General features: G+C 52.1%; 24 protein-coding genes, 1 tRNA gene and 1 other annotated feature. Of the genes, 3 read left to right on the top strand and 22 right to left on the bottom strand.

Features of this window, described 5'->3' with window-relative positions:
- Window positions 1-23: 23 nt before the first annotated feature.
- From ribF to FC43_RS05885, 12 genes are all read right to left on the bottom strand, one after another.
- Window positions 24-956, bottom strand: a complete 933-nt coding sequence (gene ribF / locus FC43_RS05940; RefSeq protein ID WP_056954887.1) for a riboflavin biosynthesis protein RibF — start codon at window positions 954-956, stop codon at window positions 24-26.
- Between the two features lie 3 nt (window positions 957-959).
- Window positions 960-1,859 carry a tRNA pseudouridine(55) synthase TruB gene (gene truB, locus FC43_RS05935; RefSeq protein ID WP_056954885.1) on the bottom strand — a complete coding sequence of 300 codons (900 nt, stop codon included), beginning with the start codon at window positions 1,857-1,859 and terminating at the stop codon, window positions 960-962.
- A 67-nt stretch (window positions 1,860-1,926) separates the two neighbouring features.
- Window positions 1,927-2,289 (bottom strand): 30S ribosome-binding factor RbfA, encoded by a 363-nt coding sequence (rbfA, locus tag FC43_RS05930; protein ID WP_019205850.1) that lies wholly within the window; start codon window positions 2,287-2,289, stop codon window positions 1,927-1,929.
- A gap of 39 nt (window positions 2,290-2,328) precedes the next feature.
- A complete protein-coding gene (gene infB / locus FC43_RS05925; protein ID WP_056954883.1) occupies window positions 2,329-4,509 on the bottom strand; it encodes a translation initiation factor IF-2 in 2,181 nt (726 codons plus the stop codon).
- A 20-nt stretch (window positions 4,510-4,529) separates the two neighbouring features.
- Entirely contained in the window at window positions 4,530-4,835 is a 306-nt protein-coding gene (locus FC43_RS05920) for a L7Ae/L30e/S12e/Gadd45 family ribosomal protein (RefSeq protein ID WP_019205852.1), read from the bottom strand.
- Window positions 4,828-5,124, bottom strand: a complete 297-nt coding sequence (gene rnpM / locus FC43_RS05915; protein WP_040469722.1) for an RNase P modulator RnpM — start codon at window positions 5,122-5,124, stop codon at window positions 4,828-4,830. The genes FC43_RS05920 and rnpM overlap by 8 nt, the downstream gene beginning before the upstream one ends.
- Window positions 5,125-5,170: 46 nt before the next feature.
- A complete protein-coding gene (gene nusA / locus FC43_RS05910; protein WP_056954881.1) occupies window positions 5,171-6,337 on the bottom strand; it encodes a transcription termination factor NusA in 1,167 nt (388 codons plus the stop codon).
- A 45-nt stretch (window positions 6,338-6,382) separates the two neighbouring features.
- Entirely contained in the window at window positions 6,383-6,856 is a 474-nt protein-coding gene (rimP, locus tag FC43_RS05905; protein ID WP_019205855.1) for a ribosome maturation factor RimP, read from the bottom strand.
- Between the two features lie 178 nt (window positions 6,857-7,034).
- Window positions 7,035-7,322: a 50S ribosomal protein L27 gene (gene rpmA / locus FC43_RS05900; RefSeq protein WP_040469917.1), complete on the bottom strand. Its 288-nt coding sequence runs from the start codon at window positions 7,320-7,322 to the stop codon at window positions 7,035-7,037.
- A 30-nt stretch (window positions 7,323-7,352) separates the two neighbouring features.
- Window positions 7,353-7,676 (bottom strand): ribosomal-processing cysteine protease Prp, encoded by a 324-nt coding sequence (locus FC43_RS05895; protein WP_056954879.1) that lies wholly within the window; start codon window positions 7,674-7,676, stop codon window positions 7,353-7,355.
- 16 nt (window positions 7,677-7,692) lie between these two features.
- Complete coding sequence (gene rplU, locus FC43_RS05890) at window positions 7,693-8,001, bottom strand: 50S ribosomal protein L21 (RefSeq protein ID WP_056954877.1); 309 nt, start codon at window positions 7,999-8,001, stop codon at window positions 7,693-7,695.
- A 12-nt stretch (window positions 8,002-8,013) separates the two neighbouring features.
- Window positions 8,014-8,085 (bottom strand) — a sequence feature (ribosomal protein L21 leader region).
- 93 nt (window positions 8,086-8,178) lie between these two features.
- The gene (locus FC43_RS05885; protein ID WP_019205859.1) at window positions 8,179-8,814 is read right to left on the bottom strand and encodes a TetR/AcrR family transcriptional regulator; all 636 of its coding nucleotides are present in this window, start codon (window positions 8,812-8,814) and stop codon (window positions 8,179-8,181) included.
- Window positions 8,815-8,963: 149 nt separating this feature from the next.
- Here FC43_RS05885 and FC43_RS05880 point away from each other — a divergent pair.
- Window positions 8,964-9,037: transfer RNA gene (locus FC43_RS05880), tRNA-Arg, on the top strand.
- A 221-nt stretch (window positions 9,038-9,258) separates the two neighbouring features.
- Here the strand turns inward: FC43_RS05880 and deoD are convergent.
- Genes deoD through deoC form a run of 3 tightly spaced genes read right to left on the bottom strand, consistent with a single transcriptional unit; the run spans window position 9,259 to window position 11,883 of the window.
- A complete protein-coding gene (deoD, locus tag FC43_RS05875; protein WP_019205860.1) occupies window positions 9,259-9,969 on the bottom strand; it encodes a purine-nucleoside phosphorylase in 711 nt (236 codons plus the stop codon).
- A 21-nt stretch (window positions 9,970-9,990) separates the two neighbouring features.
- A complete protein-coding gene (locus FC43_RS05870; protein ID WP_056954875.1) occupies window positions 9,991-11,184 on the bottom strand; it encodes a phosphopentomutase in 1,194 nt (397 codons plus the stop codon).
- Window positions 11,185-11,202: 18 nt separating this feature from the next.
- Window positions 11,203-11,883 (bottom strand): deoxyribose-phosphate aldolase, encoded by a 681-nt coding sequence (deoC, locus tag FC43_RS05865; RefSeq protein ID WP_056954873.1) that lies wholly within the window; start codon window positions 11,881-11,883, stop codon window positions 11,203-11,205.
- 241 nt (window positions 11,884-12,124) lie between these two features.
- Here deoC and FC43_RS11490 point away from each other — a divergent pair, with 241 nt between their 5' ends.
- Complete coding sequence (locus FC43_RS11490) at window positions 12,125-12,247, top strand: hypothetical protein (RefSeq protein ID WP_019205863.1); 123 nt, start codon at window positions 12,125-12,127, stop codon at window positions 12,245-12,247.
- A 52-nt stretch (window positions 12,248-12,299) separates the two neighbouring features.
- On the opposite strand, the gene FC43_RS05860 is transcribed toward FC43_RS11490, so the two are convergent.
- Window positions 12,300-12,893, bottom strand: a complete 594-nt coding sequence (locus tag FC43_RS05860; RefSeq protein ID WP_056954870.1) for a hypothetical protein — start codon at window positions 12,891-12,893, stop codon at window positions 12,300-12,302.
- Between the two features lie 85 nt (window positions 12,894-12,978).
- Here FC43_RS05860 and FC43_RS05855 point away from each other — a divergent pair, with 85 nt between their 5' ends.
- Window positions 12,979-13,428 carry a nucleoside 2-deoxyribosyltransferase gene (locus FC43_RS05855; protein WP_056954868.1) on the top strand — a complete coding sequence of 150 codons (450 nt, stop codon included), beginning with the start codon at window positions 12,979-12,981 and terminating at the stop codon, window positions 13,426-13,428.
- Window positions 13,429-13,476: 48 nt separating this feature from the next.
- Here FC43_RS05855 and FC43_RS05850 read toward each other — a convergent pair whose 3' ends face one another.
- From FC43_RS05850 to uvrC, 6 genes are all read right to left on the bottom strand, one after another.
- Complete coding sequence (locus FC43_RS05850) at window positions 13,477-13,995, bottom strand: adenine phosphoribosyltransferase (protein WP_019205866.1); 519 nt, start codon at window positions 13,993-13,995, stop codon at window positions 13,477-13,479.
- Between the two features lie 11 nt (window positions 13,996-14,006).
- Window positions 14,007-16,313 carry a single-stranded-DNA-specific exonuclease RecJ gene (recJ, locus tag FC43_RS05845; protein ID WP_056954866.1) on the bottom strand — a complete coding sequence of 769 codons (2,307 nt, stop codon included), beginning with the start codon at window positions 16,311-16,313 and terminating at the stop codon, window positions 14,007-14,009.
- A 21-nt stretch (window positions 16,314-16,334) separates the two neighbouring features.
- Window positions 16,335-17,168 carry an SDR family NAD(P)-dependent oxidoreductase gene (locus FC43_RS05840; protein ID WP_056954864.1) on the bottom strand — a complete coding sequence of 278 codons (834 nt, stop codon included), beginning with the start codon at window positions 17,166-17,168 and terminating at the stop codon, window positions 16,335-16,337.
- A gap of 17 nt (window positions 17,169-17,185) precedes the next feature.
- On the bottom strand, window positions 17,186-18,112 hold the full coding sequence (gene rnz / locus FC43_RS05835; RefSeq protein WP_056954862.1) for a ribonuclease Z: 927 nt from the start codon (window positions 18,110-18,112) through the stop codon (window positions 17,186-17,188).
- Between the two features lie 12 nt (window positions 18,113-18,124).
- Window positions 18,125-19,426: a GTPase ObgE gene (obgE, locus tag FC43_RS05830; protein ID WP_056954860.1), complete on the bottom strand. Its 1,302-nt coding sequence runs from the start codon at window positions 19,424-19,426 to the stop codon at window positions 18,125-18,127.
- Window positions 19,427-19,489: 63 nt separating this feature from the next.
- The gene (gene uvrC, locus FC43_RS05825; protein WP_056954858.1) at window positions 19,490-21,301 is read right to left on the bottom strand and encodes an excinuclease ABC subunit UvrC; all 1,812 of its coding nucleotides are present in this window, start codon (window positions 21,299-21,301) and stop codon (window positions 19,490-19,492) included.
- Window positions 21,302-21,428: the final 127 nt, after the last annotated feature.

The following is a 21,428-nucleotide window of genomic DNA, read 5'->3' as shown; positions in this document are numbered from 1 at the left end:
TTACGCCCTCCCGGTTAATAAATTTAAGCTAAAATTTGGCGGGCCGCGCGTTCATCCGCGTGCAATTGTGCCACCAGCCCGGCCACGTCAGCAAATTTCTCTTCGCCACGCAATCGTTGTACCCATTCGACTTTCACGTGCTCACCATAAATATTGGCCGCAAAGTCAAAGAGGTAGACCTCAATGGTCTTTTGATTATGCTCGCCAAAGGTCACGTTATAGCCCACGCTGGCCATGCCTGGGTACCAGTGGCCATCAACCCAAAAGCGGACCGCATACACCCCGACGCTTGGCAAGCGCTCCGCCGGATTCCAAGCCACGTTAGCGGTCGGAAAGCCTAAAGTCCGTCCGCGGGCAAAGCCATGGACGACAATGCCCGTCGTTTGGTAATGATACCCCAGCAAAGCATTCGCTTCTTGCACTTGCCCTTCATCAATCAGGTGGCGGATTCGAGTTGAGCTGATTTTTTCCGCCCCCGCACTTTGTTCGGTCACTTCAATTACTTTAAAGCGCCCTGCCGCATAAAAGGGCAGGCGGGCCATGGTCGCCACATCCTTGGGCCCATAAGTGTGATCAAAGCCCGCAACAACGACTACCGCCCCCATGGCCACTAAGTATTGATCCACAAAGGCTTGCGGGGAGAGGGCCCCAAACCGCGCCGTAAAATCGACTAGGTAGACCCGGTCAACCCCTTGTTGCGCCAGCAATTCTAATTTACGCTCCGGCGTGGTTAGATAATGGACGCCCGCCGGAAAAGCTGAGTAGACAATCCCCGGCAACTTGTCATAGGTCAAAACCGCCAGCGGCAAATTTCGTTGCCGCGCTTCAACTTGCGCGCGTTGGATCACCGCCTGATGGCCCCGGTGAACCCCATCAAAAAAACCCATTGCCAAGACCACCGGTCCCGCTGGCAATTGATCAGTTTGCAAGGGATGATGAATTCGGTATACTTCCATTGCTTAATCCTCGTCTAAATCAATCATCTTCAATGGCTTGTAGACCGTCCCCTTTAGTTGGTACAAGGCCCGCAGCCGCTGTTGATAAAATAATGCCACTTGCGCGGGCCGTTGGTCAAGACTGGCCTGGGGCAACCAGCCCCCGTGCTTTACCGTTTGCCACTGTTCCGGCGTCAATTCGTGGGCGGGCCAGTCACGCACCGCGTAGGCCAACGGATAGAGATTTAGTAATTGAGCACTCATCTGATCTTGGACATCAGCCAAGCTCAAGGTTTGGTCCAGTTCAAACCCTCCGCTTTTTAACCGGGTTAAGCTGGCCATCGTTCCCGGGTAGCCCAAGGCTTTCGCCAGATCCACCACCAAGGTGCGGACGTAGGTCCCCTTGGAACAATCCACGATGAAGCGGACCCGTTGGGTTTGGGTAGCCGGATCATACGATGTCGCCGTCAACTTAAAACTGGTAATCGTCACTTGCCGCTTGGGGCGTTCAACGGTTTCGCCCGCCCGGGCATATTCATACAGACGCTTACCGTTCACTTTCACCGCCGAATACATCGGTGGAATTTGGGTCAGCGGCCCCACCATTTTTTGCATCGCCGCTTCAATCGTGGCGGCCGGAATCGGGGCCGTCACCGGAGCCGTAGCGATGACTTTACCAGTTAGATCCTCCGTCTCCGTCGCTTGGCCGATTAACAGCTCACCGGCGTATTGTTTTCCTGAGGCCATCAACAGGTCAACCAGCTTCGTTGCTTTGCCCACACAAATTGGCAATACCCCGGCCACCTCGGGATCCAAGGTCCCCGAATGGCCAATCTTTTTTTCATGTAAAATGCGGCGCAACCGACTTACGGCATCAAAGCTGGTCATGCCGCGTTCTTTATACAGTGGAATAATTCCGTCCATCTCATTCTTCCTTTCGCTTAAGCAAAAGGCGGTGCCAACCCGCGTCAGCACCGCCTGAATAAGTTAATTAGAGCTCGTTTTTCCGGTGCAATTCCCGCAGCAACTCATCAATGCGATTGCCGTATGCAACGGAAGCATCTTTTTCAAACCGAATCTGGGGCACTTTAAAGATGTTCAAGCGCGGTCCCAATTCACTCCGTACTAAGCCGGTCGCCTTATCCAACCCGGCTTGCGCTTTTTCGTTTACGGAAGCCTTGTCAGACAACAAGCTATAATAAATCGTCGCTTGTTGCAAATCACCGGTCACATCCACCCCGGTAATCGTGACGTCTTGGACCCGGGGATCCCGGACCCGCTTTAACAAAATATCGTCCACTTCACGCTGGATCAATTGCGCCAAGCGTTCTGCCCGGTAACGTTTGTTTGGCATAAGCTGCCTCCCTTCATTTCAAAGTGATTCACTGGTCAATTATTCAACCGGTACTTCTTTCATTTGGTAAGCTTCGATAACATCCATTTCCTTGATGTCGTTGTAGTTTTGAATCGTCAAACCACATTCGTAGCCCTGCTTGACTTCCTTGACATCATCCTTGAAGCGCTTCAAGCTGCCCAGTTCGCCATCGTAGATCACGACCCCATCACGCACTAAGCGCACCTTGGCATCGCGCGTAATCTTCCCGGACGTGACCATCCCACCGGCAATCGTCCCGATCTTGGAAGCCTTGTAAATCTGCCGCACTTCAACTTGCCCGATCGTCTCTTCTTCGTAAACCGGTTCAAGCATCCCCTTCATGGCGTCTTCGACTTCTTCAATCGCCTTGTAGATCACCCGGTGCAACCGAATGTCGATTTGGTTGGCATCTGCTTCGCTCTTGGCATTTGGCGTTGGGCGAACATTAAAGCCAATGATAACGGCGTTGGAGGCTTCGGCCAGGGTCACGTCAGATTCATTGATCGCCCCAACGGCCTTGTGAATAATGTCCACCCGGACCCCGTCAACCTTGATCTTTTGCAGACTTTGGGCCAATGCTTCGACGGACCCTTGGACGTCAGCCTTGATAATGATCGGCAAGGACTTCATTTGGCCCTTTTGCATCGTGGCAAACAGGTTATCCAAGGTAACGTGGCTGGTCCGGGCCCGTTCTTCGTCTTGCGCCCGCTTAGCCCGTTCTTCCCCGGCCGCCCGGGCCGTCTTTTCATCTTCAAAGACCACAAAACGATCCCCGGCTTCTGGGACGGCGTTTAACCCGGTAATTTCCACCGGCGTCGATGGCGTGGCTTCCTTGATCCGCCGCCCATTTTCGTTGGTCATCGTCCGCACCCGACCAAAGGTATTGCCGACCACGATTGGGTCCCCGACGTGTAACGTCCCTTGTTGAACCAAGAGGGTCGCCACAGGGCCGCGGCCTTGGTCCAATTGGGCTTCGACCACCGTCCCGACGGCCCGTTGGTCGGGGTTGGCCTTTAATTCCAACATTTCGGCTTGCAGCAGAATCATGTCCAACAGCTCATCAATGTTCTTCCCAAACTTCGCGGAAATTTGAACAAAGATCGTGTCACCACCCCAGTCTTCCGGAATCAAACCGTATTCCGTCAGTTGGGTCGTCACGTTGTCAGGGTTAGCGCCGGGCTTATCAACCTTGTTGACCGCCACAATAATTGGCGTTTCGGCTGCTTTGGCGTGGTTGATGGCTTCGATCGTTTGCGGCATTACCCCGTCGTCAGCTGCGACCACTAAGACCGTAATGTCGGTGATGTTAGCCCCCCGAGCCCGCATTTCAGAGAAGGCCGCGTGCCCCGGCGTGTCCAAGAAAGTAATCACTTGGTCGTTGTAATTAACTTGGTACGCCCCGATGGCCTGCGTAATCCCCCCGGCTTCTTGGGCCGTCACGTGGGAGTGACGAATGTTGTCCAACAAGGTCGTCTTCCCGTGGTCAACGTGACCCATAACCGTCACAACCGGTGGCCGCGAAACTAATTTAGCTTCATCTTGATCCGCCACGTCAAAGAACCGATCCAAGTCAGCGATATCTTCTTGGACCTTTTCCTTTGCTTCAATTCCGTAATCGGCCGCCAGGATTTCAATCGTGTCCTTTTCCAGGGATTGGTTTTGGTTCACCATAACCCCCAGCATAAAGAGCTTCTTGACAATTTCTGCGGCTGGCCGGTGTAAGACTTTAGCCAAGTCTTGGGCGTTCATCCCATCCGTGTATTCTAATACGTCTGGGAGCGGCTTATCCTTGCGTTGGGTTGGTTGCTTCGGTTGAATATTTTTCATCCGTTGGTTTTGCCGGTTCTTCTTGCCCTTTTTGTTTTTCTTCCCGTTCTTGTTGCCAAACCAGTGAACCCCATTGTTGTTGCCACCGTTGTTGGCTTTCTTATCGTGACCACCCTTGGCCGCCCCATCATGTTTGGCCTTCTTTGGTTGATCAGCCTTTGCCGTTGGCTTGGTTGAGGCTGGTTTTGGCGTCGACTTGGGGGTTGGCTTAGCGGCTGGTTGCATCAAGCTGCGCAGTTGCTTGGCTTGATCCGGCGTCACAGAAGACATGTGGCTTTTCACCGCCATTCCGTGATCATTCGCCAGCTTGACCAGGTCCTTGCTTGGCATTTTGAGTTCCTTTGCCAATTCGTAAATTCGTTCCTTAGCCATAGGTTCACGCTCCCTTTTGATTATTGATTAAGTAGTTTTTGAAACTGGTTTGCAAACCCCACCTGCTTGATCCCAATTACCGTCCGGGCTTGACCAATTGCCCCGCTTAATTCTTGCTTGGTAAACAATTGGCAAACGGGGGCGCCATAGGTTTGCGCCTTGTCAGTGACCTTTTTAGTCGTGGCCGCGCCGGCGTCTTGCGCCAGAAAAACCAATTTGACTTGGTGGGCTCGTAAGCCCTTAATCACTGCGCCTTCGCCCGTGGTGATTTGGCCGGCCCGGCGAGCCAGGCCTAAGAGGTTGAGGATTTTGAGCTGATTATTCATTGCCAAACAGCTTTTGGCGGGCCGCTTGGTGATCAGCGTACTGAATTAATTCATCGTAAAAGTCAGGGTTTAGCGTGACCCCGAAGACCTTATCAAAGGTCTTTTCGCGCTTGGCCCGTTCAGCAATCGCCACATCGATGCCCACGTAGGCCCCACGGCCAGGCTTCTTACCAGTTGGATCCAGCGAAACCTCACCTTCCTTATTCTTTACGACCCGGATCAACTGCCGCTTAGGCATCATCTCACCAGTAACAATATCTTTGCGCATCGGTACTTTTTTCTTTTTCATTCTTTTCACCCCGCTGCTTGCTTGAATAGTTTGTTAATTGAGTGGTTTATTCACCGTCAAAGGCAAATTCATCCGTTTGATCGGCAGGCATTTCCATTTCGGATAATGGCTTAATGTCTAATTTGTAACCCGTCAATTGGGCCGCTAAGCGAACATTTTGCCCCCGCTTCCCAATTGCCAAGGAGAGCTGGTTGTCCGGCACAATCACTGTGCAACCATGGTGCACCCGTTGCCGCACTTCACCATCTTCTCCCATCGGTTCTAATTCTTCCACTTCGCCATTGTTTTCGTCAAATAATACCCCTTTAACTTCAGCAGGGTTGAGGGCATTGCGAATGAACATTTCCGGTTCGTCTTCAAACTTGACGATATCAATGTTTTCGCCCCCTAATTGGTTGACGATGGCTTGGACCCGTGCCCCCCGTGGTCCGACACACGTCCCAACCGGGTCAACATTGGCATCGCGGGAGAAGACGGCGACCTTCGCACGGTCCCCGGCTTCACGAACAATCCCCTTGATTTCAACGATCCCTTGGCTGATTTCTGGGACTTCCTTTTCAAACAAGCGCTTCAACAGGTCGGGCGCCGTCCGAGAAACAAACACTTGTGGGCCGCGGGTTTCTTCCAAGACCCGGGTAACGTAAACTTGGACCCGGTCGTGAACCCGGTAGCGCTCGTTTGGCATTTGGTCGTGCTTGTTCATTGCCGCTTCGACCCCATCACCCAAGTCAACGTAGATGTAACGCTTGTCTTCACGCGCTACTTCACCGTCAACTAAGTCGTCTTGCAGGCGCTTGTACTTTTCGTAAACAATCCGCCGTTCCTCTTCCCGCAGCTTTTGCAGCACGACATTCTTCGCCGTTTGGGCCGCAATCCGCCCGAAGTCCCCGGGGGTAACTTCCTGACGCAAATCGTCCCCTAATTCGTAACCGTGACTGATTGCCATGGCATCCCGCAAACTGATTTCTTCAATTGGGTTGGCCACTTCTTCGACCACCTTTTTGAACACGTAGACCTTAAAGGCCCCCGTCCGGTCGTCGATCACCGCTTCAACGCGGGCATTGTTGTCATCATAGTTCTTCTTGTAGGCGTTGGCTAAGGCATCCGTTAAAGCTTCAACGATCACTTCTTTTTTGATGCCCTTTTCTTTTTCCAACACATCCATCGCTGCCAACAATTCTTGATATTGATTGTTTTTCTTCTTGGCTGCCATTTTTATCTCCTAATTATTCTTCGCATTCCACGATTTGTCACTGCGTTAAAATTTAATTGCCAAGCGGGCCTTGGCGACTTTATCCCGGGGGATTACCACGGTCTTGTGCCGCGTCTTATCAAGGTAATCTAAGGTCAATTCCGTTGCCGTCAAAGCAATCAGCGTGCCTTCGTAGACCTTGTGGCCCTCAATTGCTTGGTAGAGCGAAACGTGGATGTAGTCATTCACGGCCCGTTCAAAATCCCGTTCGTTGCGCAATGGCCGCTCAGCGCCCGGGGAGGAAACTTCTAAGAAGTAAGCTTGCGGAATCGGATCAGGATCACATTCATCCAAGGCTGCGCTCAGCTGATCACTCACCATCGCACAGTCTTCTAACGTAATCCCGCCGTCCTTATCAATGTAGACCCGGAGGTACCAACTCGGCCCTTCCTTTTCAAATTCCACGTCGTAGAGTTCAAATTGGTGGTCAGCCAAAATGGGATTAACCAGTTCCGTAACGGTTTCGATTACACTACTCACAGTTTTTTCACCTCCAGTTTAATTGCAATAAAAAGAGCGAGCATCCCTGCTCACTCCCTTCCGAAGTTATTACCACTTAATAGTTTACCATCGTCCGCGCTGCTTGACAAGCATACGAACCAGTCATTTCGTCCTTAGAACACAAAAAAGTCGGCAGCTCACGCTGTCGACTTTTTCACTATTCAGCATCAGCAACTGGGTAAACTGATACCTTCCGCTTGCTGCGGCCCCAGCGTTCAAACTTAACAACGCCGTCCACCTTGGCAAACAGAGTGTCGTCGCCACCACGACCCACGTTTTCACCTGGGTTGATGTGCGTCCCACGTTGACGGTAGATGATTGAACCTGCCGTTACCATGGAACCATCAGCGGCCTTAGTCCCTAAACGCCGACCAGCAGAGTTCCGGCCGTTCGCAGTGGAACCACCCCCCTTGTGGTGGGAGAAGAATTGAAGATCCATTTCCATAAGCATTACTTTCACCTCCAGCAGTGAATTTTAAATCTCAAACATTTTTACTTCAATGTATTGATCATAGCGTTCCGCAATGTCAATTATGCCATTTTGAAACGCCGCTAACAAGAGTTGCGATTTTTCGTCCATGCCAACTTCCGTGACCTCAAGATAGCCACCGTTGACATTGTCACTTTGCACTTGGGGAACTTGGGACGTAAAGCGTTCCAAGCTATTAACGGTATTGATGGCCAAAGCCGAAACCCCAGCACACACAATATCTAACCCTTCCGTGGCAAAGTCCGCGTGTCCTGTCATTTTAAAACGGGTAATCTTTTGATCCTTAAGGTAGAACGCCGTCTTAATCATCGGAAATTCTACTCACTTAGGCGTTGATTGCGTCAATCATAACCTTCGTGTAAGGTTGACGGTGACCCTTCTTGTTGTGGGTGTGCTTCTTAGGCTTGTACTTGAAAGTTACAACCTTCTTTTCCTTGCCTTGCTTTTCAACCGTCCCTTCAACAGCAGCGCCGTCAACGAATGGCCTCCCAACCTTAACGTCGTCACCGCCGACAAAAACAACCTTGTCAAAAGTTACCTTGTCACCTGCTTGGGCGTCCAGCTTTTCAACGTAGATCGCTTGACCAGCTTCTACCTTGTATTGCTTACCACCAGTAACAATAATTGCGTACATTTTGTGCACCTCCTTAATTCTTAGACTCGCCAGGATAAGCAGCGCAAAGCTTTAAAACTTACCACCGTGCGGTTGTAGTTGTCTGGTTCACAAATACAACATTGAAATTTTAGCAAGCTTGCTCGCCCCCGTCAACCCCTCCCAATAAAAAAACGCTGAAATTTTCAGCGTTAGCAGTTAGGCAGGTTGGATCCCTAATTCAACTTGCAGTTGGGCATCAAAGAAAGTCGTTACCGGGGCCGTCAAGCCTTCGGCCCCATTGAGCATTTTAGCCACGTTAAGCGTCATATACCGGGAAGTGTAGACCAATCCTTGGTCTAACCATCGTGAAATGACGCCTAAGACGGCCGAAACCACGAAATCAATTTGCAGTTCCAAAGGCACCGCACTATGGTCAACCGGGAGCCGGGTTTCGCGCACGTAGGCCATCATTTCCCCTTGCAGGCGCTCAAACAGCTGGTCATAGAACCGCTCGCCAACCGACTTGCCCAACAAGACGGTAAACACATCGGCATTCTGCTCAATGTAAGCAAAGGCACACTTGAGCGAAAAGACCCGGGAAGCACGCCGATCAGGCGGGGTAATCATCACATTGGCAAACAAATCATCAATAAAATCCTGCAGGGCCGTTTGAATAAAGTCCTGCTTGTCCTTATAGTGGAGATAAAAGGTCCCTCGGGTAATGTGCGCCGTCTCGGTAATCTTTTGCACACTGATACTCGACAAGGATTCGCGTTGCATCAAAGACACTAAGGCCCGGCGCAAGTTGTTCCGGGTTTTGATGACCCGGGGATCCATTTTTTTGGTTACCATTGGTTTCCCCTCCGTTCTGCTTGGTTTTCTGCTTGCAGGAGTTAATCAGCCAAGCTACTGGTCACCCCCGTCTTCCTCATCCGTTGTATAAATTGAATTACCGGTTTTATTTGACAATTGGCGGTTTTATAATATACTGATATAAGTTTGGGACGATAGCTCAACCGGATAGAGCATTGGTCTTCTAAACCAAAGGTTGTGGGTTCGATTCCCACTCGTCTCATTTAACCTCGCCCGCCACGTTGGCGTTTTTATTTTTCGATCCATTAAAAGCGCTTTCATCTAGTGATTATTGTAACATATAATTTTCGTAATTGCCATTTGTCATTGGACAATTTTTCCAAATCTGCCCTAACAACGGAGCATTCCTTTGACAATTCGGCGCAAATCTGTTTAAAAAACGGGAGTTGGCAAACTACTTAGTTTACCAGCTCCCGTTTTAGTTTAGCCTTGTTGAATAGCCGTTTCTAACGCAATCTTGATCATATCATTAAAAGTCCGTTCGCGTTCTTCCGCGCTGGCTTTTTCTTCCCCAAAGATCAAATCACTTACCGTCAGCACCGACAAAGCCTTAAAATGCAGTTTGGCGCCCAACAAATACAGGCCGGCGGATTCCATTTCCGTCCCCAAGATCCCGTAATCCGCCAACTTTTGCATGTCCAATTCGTCGTTGTAGAAGCGGTCCGCCGCAAAAATGTCGCCGACTTTGACCTGAATGCCTAACTTTTCGGCTACGTGGTACGCCGTGTCCAGCAATTCAAAGTTGGCCAGGGGCGCATAGTGCACGCCGGGGCCAAAGGTATTGGCGGTCACGGCTGAATCCGTCGTCGAACCAGACGCTAACAAGACATCCCGCACGTGCACATCCGGGGCCATCCCCCCGCATGAACCCACCCGAATAATGGTCTTGACACCATATTCGCGCACCAGCTCATTAATGTAAATCGACATTGAGGGAATCCCCATGCCGGACCCCTGCACAGAAATGCGGTGACCCTGATAAGTCCCCGTGTAACCAAAGGCATTCCGGACCCGGTTAACCTGCTTGACATCCGTCAAGAAAGTTTCGGCAATGTACTTGGCCCGGAGGGGGTCCCCCGGTAACAAAACTGTTTCAGCGTAGTCGCCCGCTTGGGCTTCAATATGCGTACTCATGCTAATTTCCCCCATTCTCAATTAATTCGTCAGCTGGGCTAAGAAACTAGTCCCGACTCCATTGCCGGCCACCCCGAAGTTCGCCAGAATGGTGGCCCCTAAGTCAGCGTAAGTTGCCCGCTGCCCCAGGTCAATGTCTCCATGCTTCATGGATGGAGAATAAGCCAACAATGGCACCACTTCACGGGTATGGTCCGTACCTTGGTAGCATGGATCATTACCATGGTCGGCCGTAATCAGCAATAAATCATCCGGCCGCAAGTTGGCCAAGACCGTCCCCAAGCGCCGGTCAAAGTCCATTAAAGCCTGCCCAAAACCGGCGGGATTTCGGCGGTGACCATACATGGCATCAAAATCGACCAAGTTGGTAAAGCAAAAACCGGTAAAATCGGTCTGCATCACTTCGTCCACGTGATCCATCCCGTCCATATTGCTTTCATTGTGGTAACCCTTGGTAATGCCATGACCCGAGAAGATATCATTGATCTTGCCAATCCCAATCACGGCGAGCCCCGCATCTTTTAGACGATCCAAATCAGTCGCCCCGGTTGGTTCTAATGAAAAGTCGCGCCGGTTGGCCGTCCGCGTGAAGTGATCCTTATCGAGCCCAACGTATGGCCGTGCAATGATGCGACCTACCGTGTATTCCGGCCCGTTGACCAGCGTCCGGGCGAATTCACAAATCCGGTAAAGTTCGGCTAACGGAATTACCTCCTCATGCGCCGCAATTTGCAACACGGAGTCCCCGGAAGTATAGACAATTAAGTCCCCCGTGGCCATTTGTTGTTCACCATAATCTTTGATGACTTCGGTCCCCGAATACGGTCGGTTCACGATTACCTTGCGCCCCGAAAAGGCCTCCAGTTGCTGAATAATGCTGGCCGGAAAGCCCTTGGGGAAGGTCGCTAACGGGCGTTCAACTGGCAGGCCCATCATTTCCCAGTGCCCATCCATGCTGTCCTTGCCCGCAGAAATTTCGACCATCCGCCCGTAGGCCCCCTTGGCCGGGTGGGCGACCGGGACCCCTTCAATTGGGGTCGCATGCAGATTACTCAAGCCCAGTGAAGCCAAATTCGGCAAGGCCAACTTGCCCGCAAAGTGGTGTCCAACGTGACCCAAAGTATCGGCCCCTTGATCCCCAAAGGCGGCGCCATCCGGGGCTGGCCCAGCCCCCACCGAATCCAACACAATTGCAAAAACGCGTTTGTAAGTCATCGTGTCCGCCTTCTTTCGCTACTTACCTGCTGCCAGTGATTCTTCCAAAATTGCTACGGAAGCTGAAACCCCTAACCGATCGGCCCCAGCGTCAATCATCGCTTCGGCTTCGGCCAGGCTGTGAATCCCCCCGGCAGCTTTAATCTTAAAGTCGGGACCAACGGTTTGCCGCATCAACTTAACGTCTTCGACCTTGGCGCCCCACTTCGAGAAGCCCGTCGAAGTCTTCACGAAATCAGCCCCAGCTTGGACCGTTAATTGGCAAGCGCGGACCTTTTCGTCATCAGTTAGCAGGCAATTTTCGATAATTACCTTCAGCAATGCCCCCTTGGCATGGGTTGCTTCAGCCACGGCTTGAATGTCAGCCGCCACCACTTCATCATGACCAGCCTTTAATTCACCGATGTTGATTACCATATCAACTTCCGTCGCCCCGTCATCGATCACTTGGTTGGTTTCAGCCACCTTGATGCTGGTGGCGTTGGCCCCCAGGGGGAAGCCGATTACCGCACATGGGTTTACCGTCGTTTCCGCTAAGGCCGCGCTGACTTTCTTCACCCAGTATGGGTTAACGCAAACCGACGCCGTATTGTACTTGATCGCCTCTTGAATCGTTTGATCAATCATTGCTTCCGTTGCGTCTGGCTTCAGCATCGTGTGATCCATGTATTTTGCTAATTGTGCCGTTGATAATTCCATTTTTTGAAACCCCTTTCAAACTTGGTACCACTCTAGTATAACGAAATCATCGTTAATAATCTAGCAAATTTTGCAAACGATTTCACAAAATTGATCATTACGCAACAATTTGGGGCTTTTGACGGAGCAAATTCTTAACAATTGTTTAAAATCGCCCCCATTTTGGCCTTCTGAATTGCAAACTCGTCCTTTTCGATCGATAATTTATTTATAGCAATAATTTATTTGTGGGGTGATTATAATGTTGCCATTATTTATCATTGTTGCCATTTTAGCCGCCGCACTTGGTTGGCAGTTGCTTTTTGGCTCTTCCCAAGCAAACGAAAAAGAGCACGGGACCCACGGCCAGCAACGCCAGGCTTAATTAATAACAAAGAGGTCGGGAAAAACGCTGTTTTTCCCGACCTCTGTTGCTTTTATTTGACCGCGGTAAAAGTTTCTTGCCCGTCCTTGACGGTGTACATTGCTTGATCGCTATTAGGCGCCATCAAGCTCAAGGAGTACCCAGCCCCTAAAATCTTTTTGAGTTGAGCGGAGGTTTGCTGCAAGGATTTGGTCAGCTTCGGCCAGCCAATCTGCTCGGCCTGACTAGGGTCATCCAAGACAGCTTGCAAGGCCTTTTGCTCATCGCCGGCCGCCGGCTTGATTTGATAAGTCTTGCTGGCTTGATCAAAGCCAACGGTCCCGAGCTTACCATAGGCCTTTTGCAATTGACCAAGGAGGGCATTTTCCTTGCTGCTTTGATCGGCCCCAGCCGTCTTCATCGCTTGATTGCCAACCGCTAATGAGGAAGTGGCCGTTTGGGCGGTCGCTTGACGGCTGGTGGTCGACGAAGAACTGGCCCGGTGGTGACCGGTAAGCGCCCCCCAGGTCCCAACCCCCGTCAGAATCGCGCTGAGCAAGACCAAAAAGGTGGCCCACTTCCATTGTCCATACCGTTGCCATGAATTAAGCAGGTAGAAGATGCTCAACAGCAGCATCAATCCCCCAAAGATCGCTAATAAAATCATTTTTTCACCTTTTTTCTAAATTAACCTTCTTTTTTGCCAACTTCCCGGTACAATTAATAGTATCTTGAAATTGGAGGCATTTACGATGCGAATTTACCTAGCAGGACCCTTCTTCTCACCAGAACAAATTGCCCGGATCGAAAAGGTCGAAGCGGCTTTGCGCCAAAATCCCACGGTCGACAGCTTCTTCAGTCCCCGGCAATCTGACGAAAATGATGCGCCCAGCGCTGAAGTCGGCAGCCCCGCTTGGGCCAAGCAAATTTTTGCCAAGGACGTGGCCGAAATCGACCAAGCTGATGCCCTGGTGGTCGTGGCTGACTACGTGCATGCCAACGTTGACTCTGGCACGGCCTTTGAAGTCGGCTATGGCTACCATGCCCACAAACCGCTGATTATTCTCCAAGAATTAGCAGATGAACCATTAAACCTAATGATTGGCCAAGCCGCACACTACTACACCCAATCAATTGCCAGCTTGGCCACGTATGACTTTTCGACCCTGCCGAGCAATGAATTCACGGGTAAAACCTTCTAGCCCCAAGCCGAAAAAAGCATGTCACCTACTGGTTGACATGCTTTTTTGTTAGTATTCCATCAACGCTTTCACGTCGTAGTCTGCCAGCTTAGCGCGGCCGTTGAGGGCCTTTAATTCAATTAGGAAGGCCGTCCCAACAACGACCCCACCCATTTTTTCGACCATTTCAATCGTGGCCCCGATCGTACCACCCGTTGCCAACAGGTCGTCGACCACCAAGACCCGTTGGCCCGGCTTAATGGCGTCGGCTTCCATTTGCAGAGTCGCGGAACCATATTCCAAATCGTAGCTGGCGCTGACCGCTTCTCGCGGCAGCTTCCCCTTCTTGCGGGCCGGGGCAAACCCCACCCCTAATTCGTAAGCAACTGGGCACCCGACGATAAAGCCCCGGGCTTCCGGACCAACCACCATATCAACGTGCTTATCCCGTGCGTAGGCAACAATTTCATCCGTGGCTTGCTTAAAAGCTTGGCCATCCGCCATTAACGGCAAAATGTCCCGGAAGATAATCCCCTTTTCCGGATAATCCGGCACACTTGCGACATAATTGTGTAAATCTAAAGACATACAGATCTCCTCTAATTGGCTAACGCCTGCTGAACCCAGTGCTGCAACTGCGCCGTACTGCTCGTAAGCAAGACTTGCTCGACTTCTAAGCGGGCTGCCCGCTGGCGATAGCTCATAGTTTGTGTTAAATCCGCCCGTGTAATTTCGTCAACCGGTGCTAAAACACCACTCTTTATTGTAACAAATCTCAACTCTAAAAACACATGAATCATGAAAATTAACTGTTCATTATTCACCCGTAAGTAATTGGCCAGTTGGCTGCCCATTCGATTGAGGTTGACCGCCTGTTGGCGAATGGTCTGATATAAGGCCACAAACTGCTGGCGATTCGGCATCCCGGCCTGATGAAGCGGTTCCCGCGAATAACACAGCCACCGTAATTTCGCCGCGGTCTTGGCATTTTGGATAATCGCCGTGACGGTTGCCAAATCCGGTGGACAATCCACGATGACCACCGTTTGGTCCGTTAAATCCATCGTTTGGGCTTGGTGCGCACTCACCACCTGGCCCGCCGCGTTGCCCGTTAAGTTTTCCCGTAACTGTTGATTAAACGTCACGTAAACCGCGGTTTCGGCAAACATCGGCGCAATCAAGCGGGACACGCGGGCATCTTCGACCACCGGTCCCGTGGTGCGCTGGTCTTCCAGCAACAGTTGCAGACTGGTTTGCCCCCGCCACTGATTCAAGTCCAACTTAACGGCCAGTTCTGGCACCGCAGCTTGAAAGACCGGCGCCCAGTCCGCGTGGTTAAAGGCCACCACGGCCACTTCACCGGCGGGCGTGGGCAGGGTAAATTTGAGGTGCTGCTGCTGTTTGCCCATCGTCTGCACCGCCCCGATTTGTTGCGGCCGCACTAAAAAGACGGGCTGCTCATTCTCCGGACCAAAGGGCGCCAAACGTTGCAATTGCCGATAAAAATCAACCGTCAGCTCTTGGGCCGTCAATTCCCCCGCTAAGGTCAAGGTGGGCTTGGTCTGACCATCAAACTGCTGTGCTGTGGCCGCTGCTTGCAATACCGCTTGTAAGGCGTCCGTTTGTACCACCTCAAACGACAGGCCACACGCCAAGGGGTGCCCCCCAAAGGCGACCAGCAAGTCGCGGTGCGCATCCAAGGCGTCAAACAGGTTAAAGCCCGCCCGGCTGCGCCCGGAGGCCTTAGCAACGGTTTCCCCTTCATTTACGCTGGCAATAATCGTCGGCTTCCCCGTGGCTTGTAAGATATGACTGGCCACAATTCCCAACACCCCTTGGTGCCAGCCGTGGCCGACCAGCAGCAAGACTGGTTGGTCCTTTTGCGCGGGGCTTTGGGCCATCGCCAGGGCCGCCGCCGTCACTTCTTGCACGAGGGCCTGCCGTTTTTGATTGCAGTCGTCAACCACTTGGGCTAACTGTTTGGCCCGGTCTTCGTCTAACGTCGTCAGCAGTTCAACCCCTTGGTTGGCATCTTGCAAACGCCCTAAGGCATTCAAACGGGGGGCCAATTGAAAGCCCACTTCCTGGTCCGTCAGGTGGGCTTCATCCGCATTGGTCAAGGCCAACAGCTCATGCAAGCCAATTCGCGCCCCCAGGCGTAATTGTTGCAAGCCCAAGGCAATCAACGCCCGGTTTTCCCCGGCTACCGACACGACGTCGGCGATTTCGCCGATCGCCACTAAGTCTAACAGCTCCGTTGGAAACTCTTCCAACAGCGCCCAAGCGACCTTAAAGGCCACCCCGACCCCCGAGAGGTCGCCACCCGGGTATTCATCACCGGGATATTGGGGATGGACGATCGCCACGGCTTCCGGCAATTCAGCTGGCAAACTGTGGTGGTCAGTAATCACCACGTCCACCCCTTGGGCGTTGGCGTAGGCGATCGCTTCTTGACCCGAGACCCCATTGTCGACCGTTAAAATCAGCTGGGTGCCAGCTTCAATTAAGCGTTGGTACGCAGCTTGGTTGGGCCCATAGCCGTCCTTAAACCGGTCCGGCACGTAATAATTGACGTTGGCGCCCACCGTTTCTAAGGTTTCCACCATTAACGCCGTACTGGTGATCCCGTCGGCGTCATAATCCCCGTAGACCGTAATTAATTCCCCGGCTTCGATGGCCTGCATCAATCGGTCGACCGCGGGGGCCATATCATGCAAGGCGGTGGGTTCTTTAATCATTTGCAACTGGGGTTTTAAAAATTGCTGCGCCTCAGCTAAGGACGTACAGCCCCGGTGGACCAAAAGCTGCGCCAGTAGTGGCGGCAGATCACATTGCTCTGCAATCTGTGCGGCCAATGGCGTCTTGGTTAACGCTAATTGTTGCCATTCATAATTTGTCTGTGCCAATTCATCACCCCAATTGCTTAGTTACAGTTGCTGCCGATTTTGTTGATAATCAAAGACCTTCTTAATCGTCCAATCACCTAGCCCCGGAAAAACCTGGTAGAGCCACGAAAGTTGCGCCGTGTAAGCCGGGACGTTGATTTCCCGGCGCTTATAGCCCACGCTGTCCCAAATCTGCTTCGCCAGTTTTTCGGGCGAAATAAACATCCAGGCCGGGAAATGGGCCGCAAAATGTTGGTCTGGATCCGCTTGAGCCAAGAAATTCGTCTGCACCGGGCCGGGAGTAACCGTTAAAACCTGGACCCCAAAGTCCGCCACTTCCATCCGTAAGATATTGCTGAAGTGGATTAAGGCCGCCTTGGTGGCCGAATAAACCGCGCTGCTTGGCACCGGAATTTTGCCGCTTAAGGCCCCGATATTGATAATCGCCCCAAACCCTTGGTCCATCATTTGCTTGGCCACGGAGCGACTTAGGTACATGGCGGCCAACAGGTTAACGTTGGTCATCTTGGCCATCGCCGCTTGGGACTGCTTGGTAACTTCCACCAATTCTCCCGTCCCTGCTGCGTTGATCAAGACGTCAATTTCACCAACTTCATGGCGCACTTTGGTCAAGACATCATCAATAGCATCGGGATCCGTTAAGTCCAAGGGAAACGAAAAGGCCGGCCGGCCCGATAAAATCATGCACCGGGTGGCCAATTGGCGCAAAACGGCTGCTTGGCGGGCACACACAATCACAATTGCCCCCCGCCGAGCCGCTTCCAGGGCAATCGCCTGGCCAATCCCCCCGGAACCACCAGTGATCAGTACAACCTTGTTTTTCAGTGAACGCAGTGCTTTTAACCGCCGCATCATGCCTCAGTCACTTCCTTTTACTTGAGTGGAATGTCAATTTCTTCAAAATCCTTGACCACCCGGGTCGCCGGGAAAATTTCCCGTACTTGATAGGCCAATTGGGTCGCCGCTTTGCCAACGTAACGGGCGGAAATATGATTAAGCAGTAATTGCCCCACCTGCGCTTGCTTGGCCACCTGGGCCGCCTGCGCACTGGTGGAATGATAATAGTTATGCGCTAGGCGCGCTTCATTTTTAGCAAAGGTGCTTTCATGAACCAAAACATCGGCGTGCGCGGCTAAGGCCAACGCCGCCTTGGTCTTGCGTGTGTCACCCAAGATCGTCACGATCCGGCCCTTTTGCGGCGCCCCAATAAAGTCGTGGCCATCCAAAGTCCGGCCATCGGGCAGGGTCACCGTTTGCCCGGCCTTTAATTGGCCGTAAACTGGTCCCGCCGGCACCCCGAGGGCCTGCAGTTTTTCAACTTGCAACTCCCCGGGGTGATCGTGCTCTTCAATTCGGTAACCAAAGCAGGCAATTTTATGGTCCAAGCGCTTGGCCGAAACAGTAAAGGTCGCATCCCGGAAAATTTCCCCGTCATCCGTCAATTCCACAAACTTCAAGGGGTAAGACAAGCGCGACTCACTGACCCGCAACGCCACTTGGACATATTCTTTAATCCCCTTGGGGCCATAAATGGTTAACGGCTCATCGCCCCCCTGAAAGGAGCGCGAACTTAATAAGCCCGGCAACCCAAAGATGTGGTCCCCGTGCAAGTGGGTAATAAAAATCTTTTCAATTTTGCGCGGGCGAATTGTCGTCCGCAAAATTTGGTGCTGGGTCGCTTCACCCACATCAAACAGCCAGATTGTCTTCCGTTCTTCTAGCAGCTTCAACGCTAAACTGGAGACATTTCGTTGTTTGCTGGGCGACCCCGCGCCAGTGCCTAAAAATTCAATCTGCATAGCCAACCCTCGTTACTGAATAAATTCAAATGCAAAGTCTTCGATCCGCACCAGATCCCCATCCTGGATTCCTTTGGCCCGTAAGGCTTCATCAACCCCCATGTGCCGCAATTGCCGTGCAAAACGGAGTTGACTTTCTTCGTGCGTCAAGTCGGTCATCTTAAAGAGCCGTTCCAATTTCGCCCCGCTTAAGACCCACGTGCCATCGGGATCGCGGTCGATCGTAAAGTCCGGTTCATTGGTTGTGGCTTCAAAGTCGTAGTTGACGCTTTCTACTTCATCATGACGCAGGCTGTCAAAGGCCGGCGTTTGATCTAAGAGGTTCGCCGTCTTCTTCATTAATTCCTGAACCCCTTGGTGGGTAACCGCGGAAATTTCAAAAATTTCAGGTTGGTGCGCTTCTTGGGCTAAGGCAGCTTTAAACAGTTCCAGGTTGGTCGCGGCCTCAGGCAGGTCCATCTTCGTAGCAACCACAATTTGCGGCCGCTTCAATAATTCGGGGTCATAATTGGCTAATTCATGGTTGATCGCATGGTAGCGTTCAATCACTTGGTCAGGATCTTGACTCCCCATGTCCACCAAGTGCAATAAGACCCGGGTCCGTTCAATGTGGCGCAGGAACTGCAAGCCTAATCCGACCCCCTTAGAGGCCCCATCAATCAACCCTGGCATATCGGCCATCGCAAAGTCGCGTCCGTCTGGCAGCATCACCATCCCCAGGTTCGGCACCAGGGTGGTAAATTCGTACGCCGCGATTTTCGGCTTCGCGCCGGTAACGACGGAGAGCAAGGTCGACTTCCCAACGGACGGGAAGCCCACTAAGCCCACGTCCGCCAGCATCTTGAGTTCTAATTCCAGGTTCCGTTCTTCCCCTGGTTCCCCGTTTTCGGCAATTTCTGGCGCTGGGTTCTTCGCGGAAGCAAAGCGCATGTTCCCCCGGCCCCCGCGACCACCTTTGGCGACGACCAAGGTTTGGCCTTGTTCCACCAAGTCACCTAAAATCCGGCCACTGTCCAGGTCGCGGACGGTGGTTCCTTGCGGCACGGCAATCACCGTATCTTCAGCCGCCGCCCCGGTCATTTGCTTACTCATCCCATTTTGCCCGTTTTGGGCCTTAAAAATGCGGTGGTAACGAAAGTCCATTAACGTCCGTAAGCCTTCATCGACTTTGAGGATGATACTCCCCCCGCGACCACCATCGCCACCAGCGGGGCCTCCGTTCGGCACATACTTTTCGCGCCGAAACGCGACCATCCCATTGCCCCCCTTACCAGCGTGTACTTCAATTTTAATTTGATCCACAAAGGTTGCCATGTTTATTCTCCGTTCTTTTGTCGTTGCTTTCAATTATATGGGAAAAGGCAGACCCCGTCAAAATCAGTCGTGACTGCTGCCCTTGTTGACGGCCGCCTTTTTTTGCAAGGAAACTTTAATTAACTGGGCGGTTTTGGCATTAATCCCCAGCGCCCGAATTTGCTCCACCGAAGCCGTCGCAATCTTATCAATCGAGCCGAATTCTTTCAAAAGTTTCGTACGGGTGCGCGGCCCCACCCCCTTGATCTCATCCAAGCGGGAACTCAAGGAGTGCTTGGTATGGACCCGCCGGTGGAAGGTAATCGCAAAGCGGTGGACCTCATCTTGAATCCGTTGGACCAAGTAAAAGCCCTGACTGCGCGGATCTAAGTGGACCGGGGTCGCCGCTTTGCCAAACAGCAAGTCGGCCGTTTTGTGCTTATCATTTTTGACCATCCCCACCACCGGAATCGCCAAGTCCAATTCGTTTTCCAAGACATCCTGCACCGCCGCCATCTGGATTGCCCCGCCATCCATAAAAATCAAATCCGGCAACGGTTGGCCTTCCTTCAATAACCGGCTGTAGCGGCGCCGGATCACTTCCTTGGTGCTGGCCGTTTCGTCCGCATGATCAATCACCGTGGTCAACTTATACTTCCGGTATAACTTTTTTTCCGGTTCCCCATCAACAAAGACGACCATCGCCGAGACCGGATCGGCCCCCTGGATATGTGAATGGTCAAAGGCTTCAATCGTATGTGCCGCAGGCAAGCCCAGAGCATCGGTAATTTCTTTCATCGCCCCGGTGGTCTTTTGCTTGTCCATCGCGAGCAAGCGGAATTTTTCCTGAAGGGCCAACGCCGCGTTCTTTTCGCCCATGGCCAACAGGTCCCGCTTTTCCCCCCGCTGGGGCGTCCGCACCGGGATCCCCAAAATCCCAGCGATTTCCGCATTTGGCAAGCCCTTGGGCACAAGGAGTTCCTTGGGCAAAATGTTGTTCTTCCGTTGGTAGAATTGCAGAATGAAACTGGTCATTTCTTCGGCGGCACTGTCGACCACCGGAAAAAGCCGTTTTTCCCGCTTCATTAAACGGGCTTGACGAATAAAAAAGATTTGCAGCGACAACCAGCCCTTGTCAAAGTAGTAACTGATGACGTCGCGCGGGGTCTTATCATGGGAAATGATTTTTTGCTTTTCAACCGTCACTTCAATGTAGTGCAACTGGTCGCGCAACTCCGCCGCCCGCTCAAATTCTAGAGCCGCGGCCGCCTGTTCCATGCGCTGGGTTAGTTCGGCCTTAATTTGCTTGGTATTCCCGTTTAAAAAGGACTTCAGGCGTTTGATCTGCGCCGCGTATTCGGCTTCTGGGACCGTCTTAAAGCAAGCCCCCAAGCATTGACCCAAGTGGTAGTACAGACACGGCCGGCCCTGGTAGCCACTGCAGCGGCGCAAGGGGTACACTTTTTGGAGCAAATGGACCGTTTCTTCAGCCGCATAGACATTAGGATAGGGGCCAAAGTAAGCGGCCCCATCGTTTTTGATCTGACCGGTAATCTGTAGCTGCGGGTCCCGTTCGTTGGTAATCTTAATGTACGGATACCCGGTCCCCCGCTTTAATTTAATATTAAAGTAGGGCTGGTGCTTTTGGATCAGGGTAATTTCTAACAGGAAGGATTCCTTATTCGTCGAAGTGACAATCGTTTCAAAGTCGGCCACCGTGGCCACCATTTTGGCGACCTTGCCGGTATGAGAGCTCTTAAAATAGGAGCGGACCCGGTTTTTTAAATTTTTGGCCTTGCCGACGTAGATAATTTCCCCGTGGGCATCCTTCATCAGGTAACAGCCGGGAGCATCGGGCAGCAGGGCCAATTTGTGTTCTAAGTATTCACTTGCCATCGTTTTCCTCGCTTCCCCATAATCTTACTGCCTTTATTGTAACGACTTGCCCGCCGCAGGGCAAAAGCCGGGCTTGTAACCCCCAAAATTAGTCGATGGGCCACAAGCATGATAAAATAGGACCTAG

This window comes from Limosilactobacillus ingluviei DSM 15946, assembly GCF_001435775.1.
Taxonomy (GTDB): Bacteria; Bacillota; Bacilli; order Lactobacillales; family Lactobacillaceae; genus Limosilactobacillus; species Limosilactobacillus ingluviei.
The sequence above is the reverse complement of the archived record's forward strand: the minus strand, read 5'-3'. Positions and strand labels throughout refer to the sequence as shown.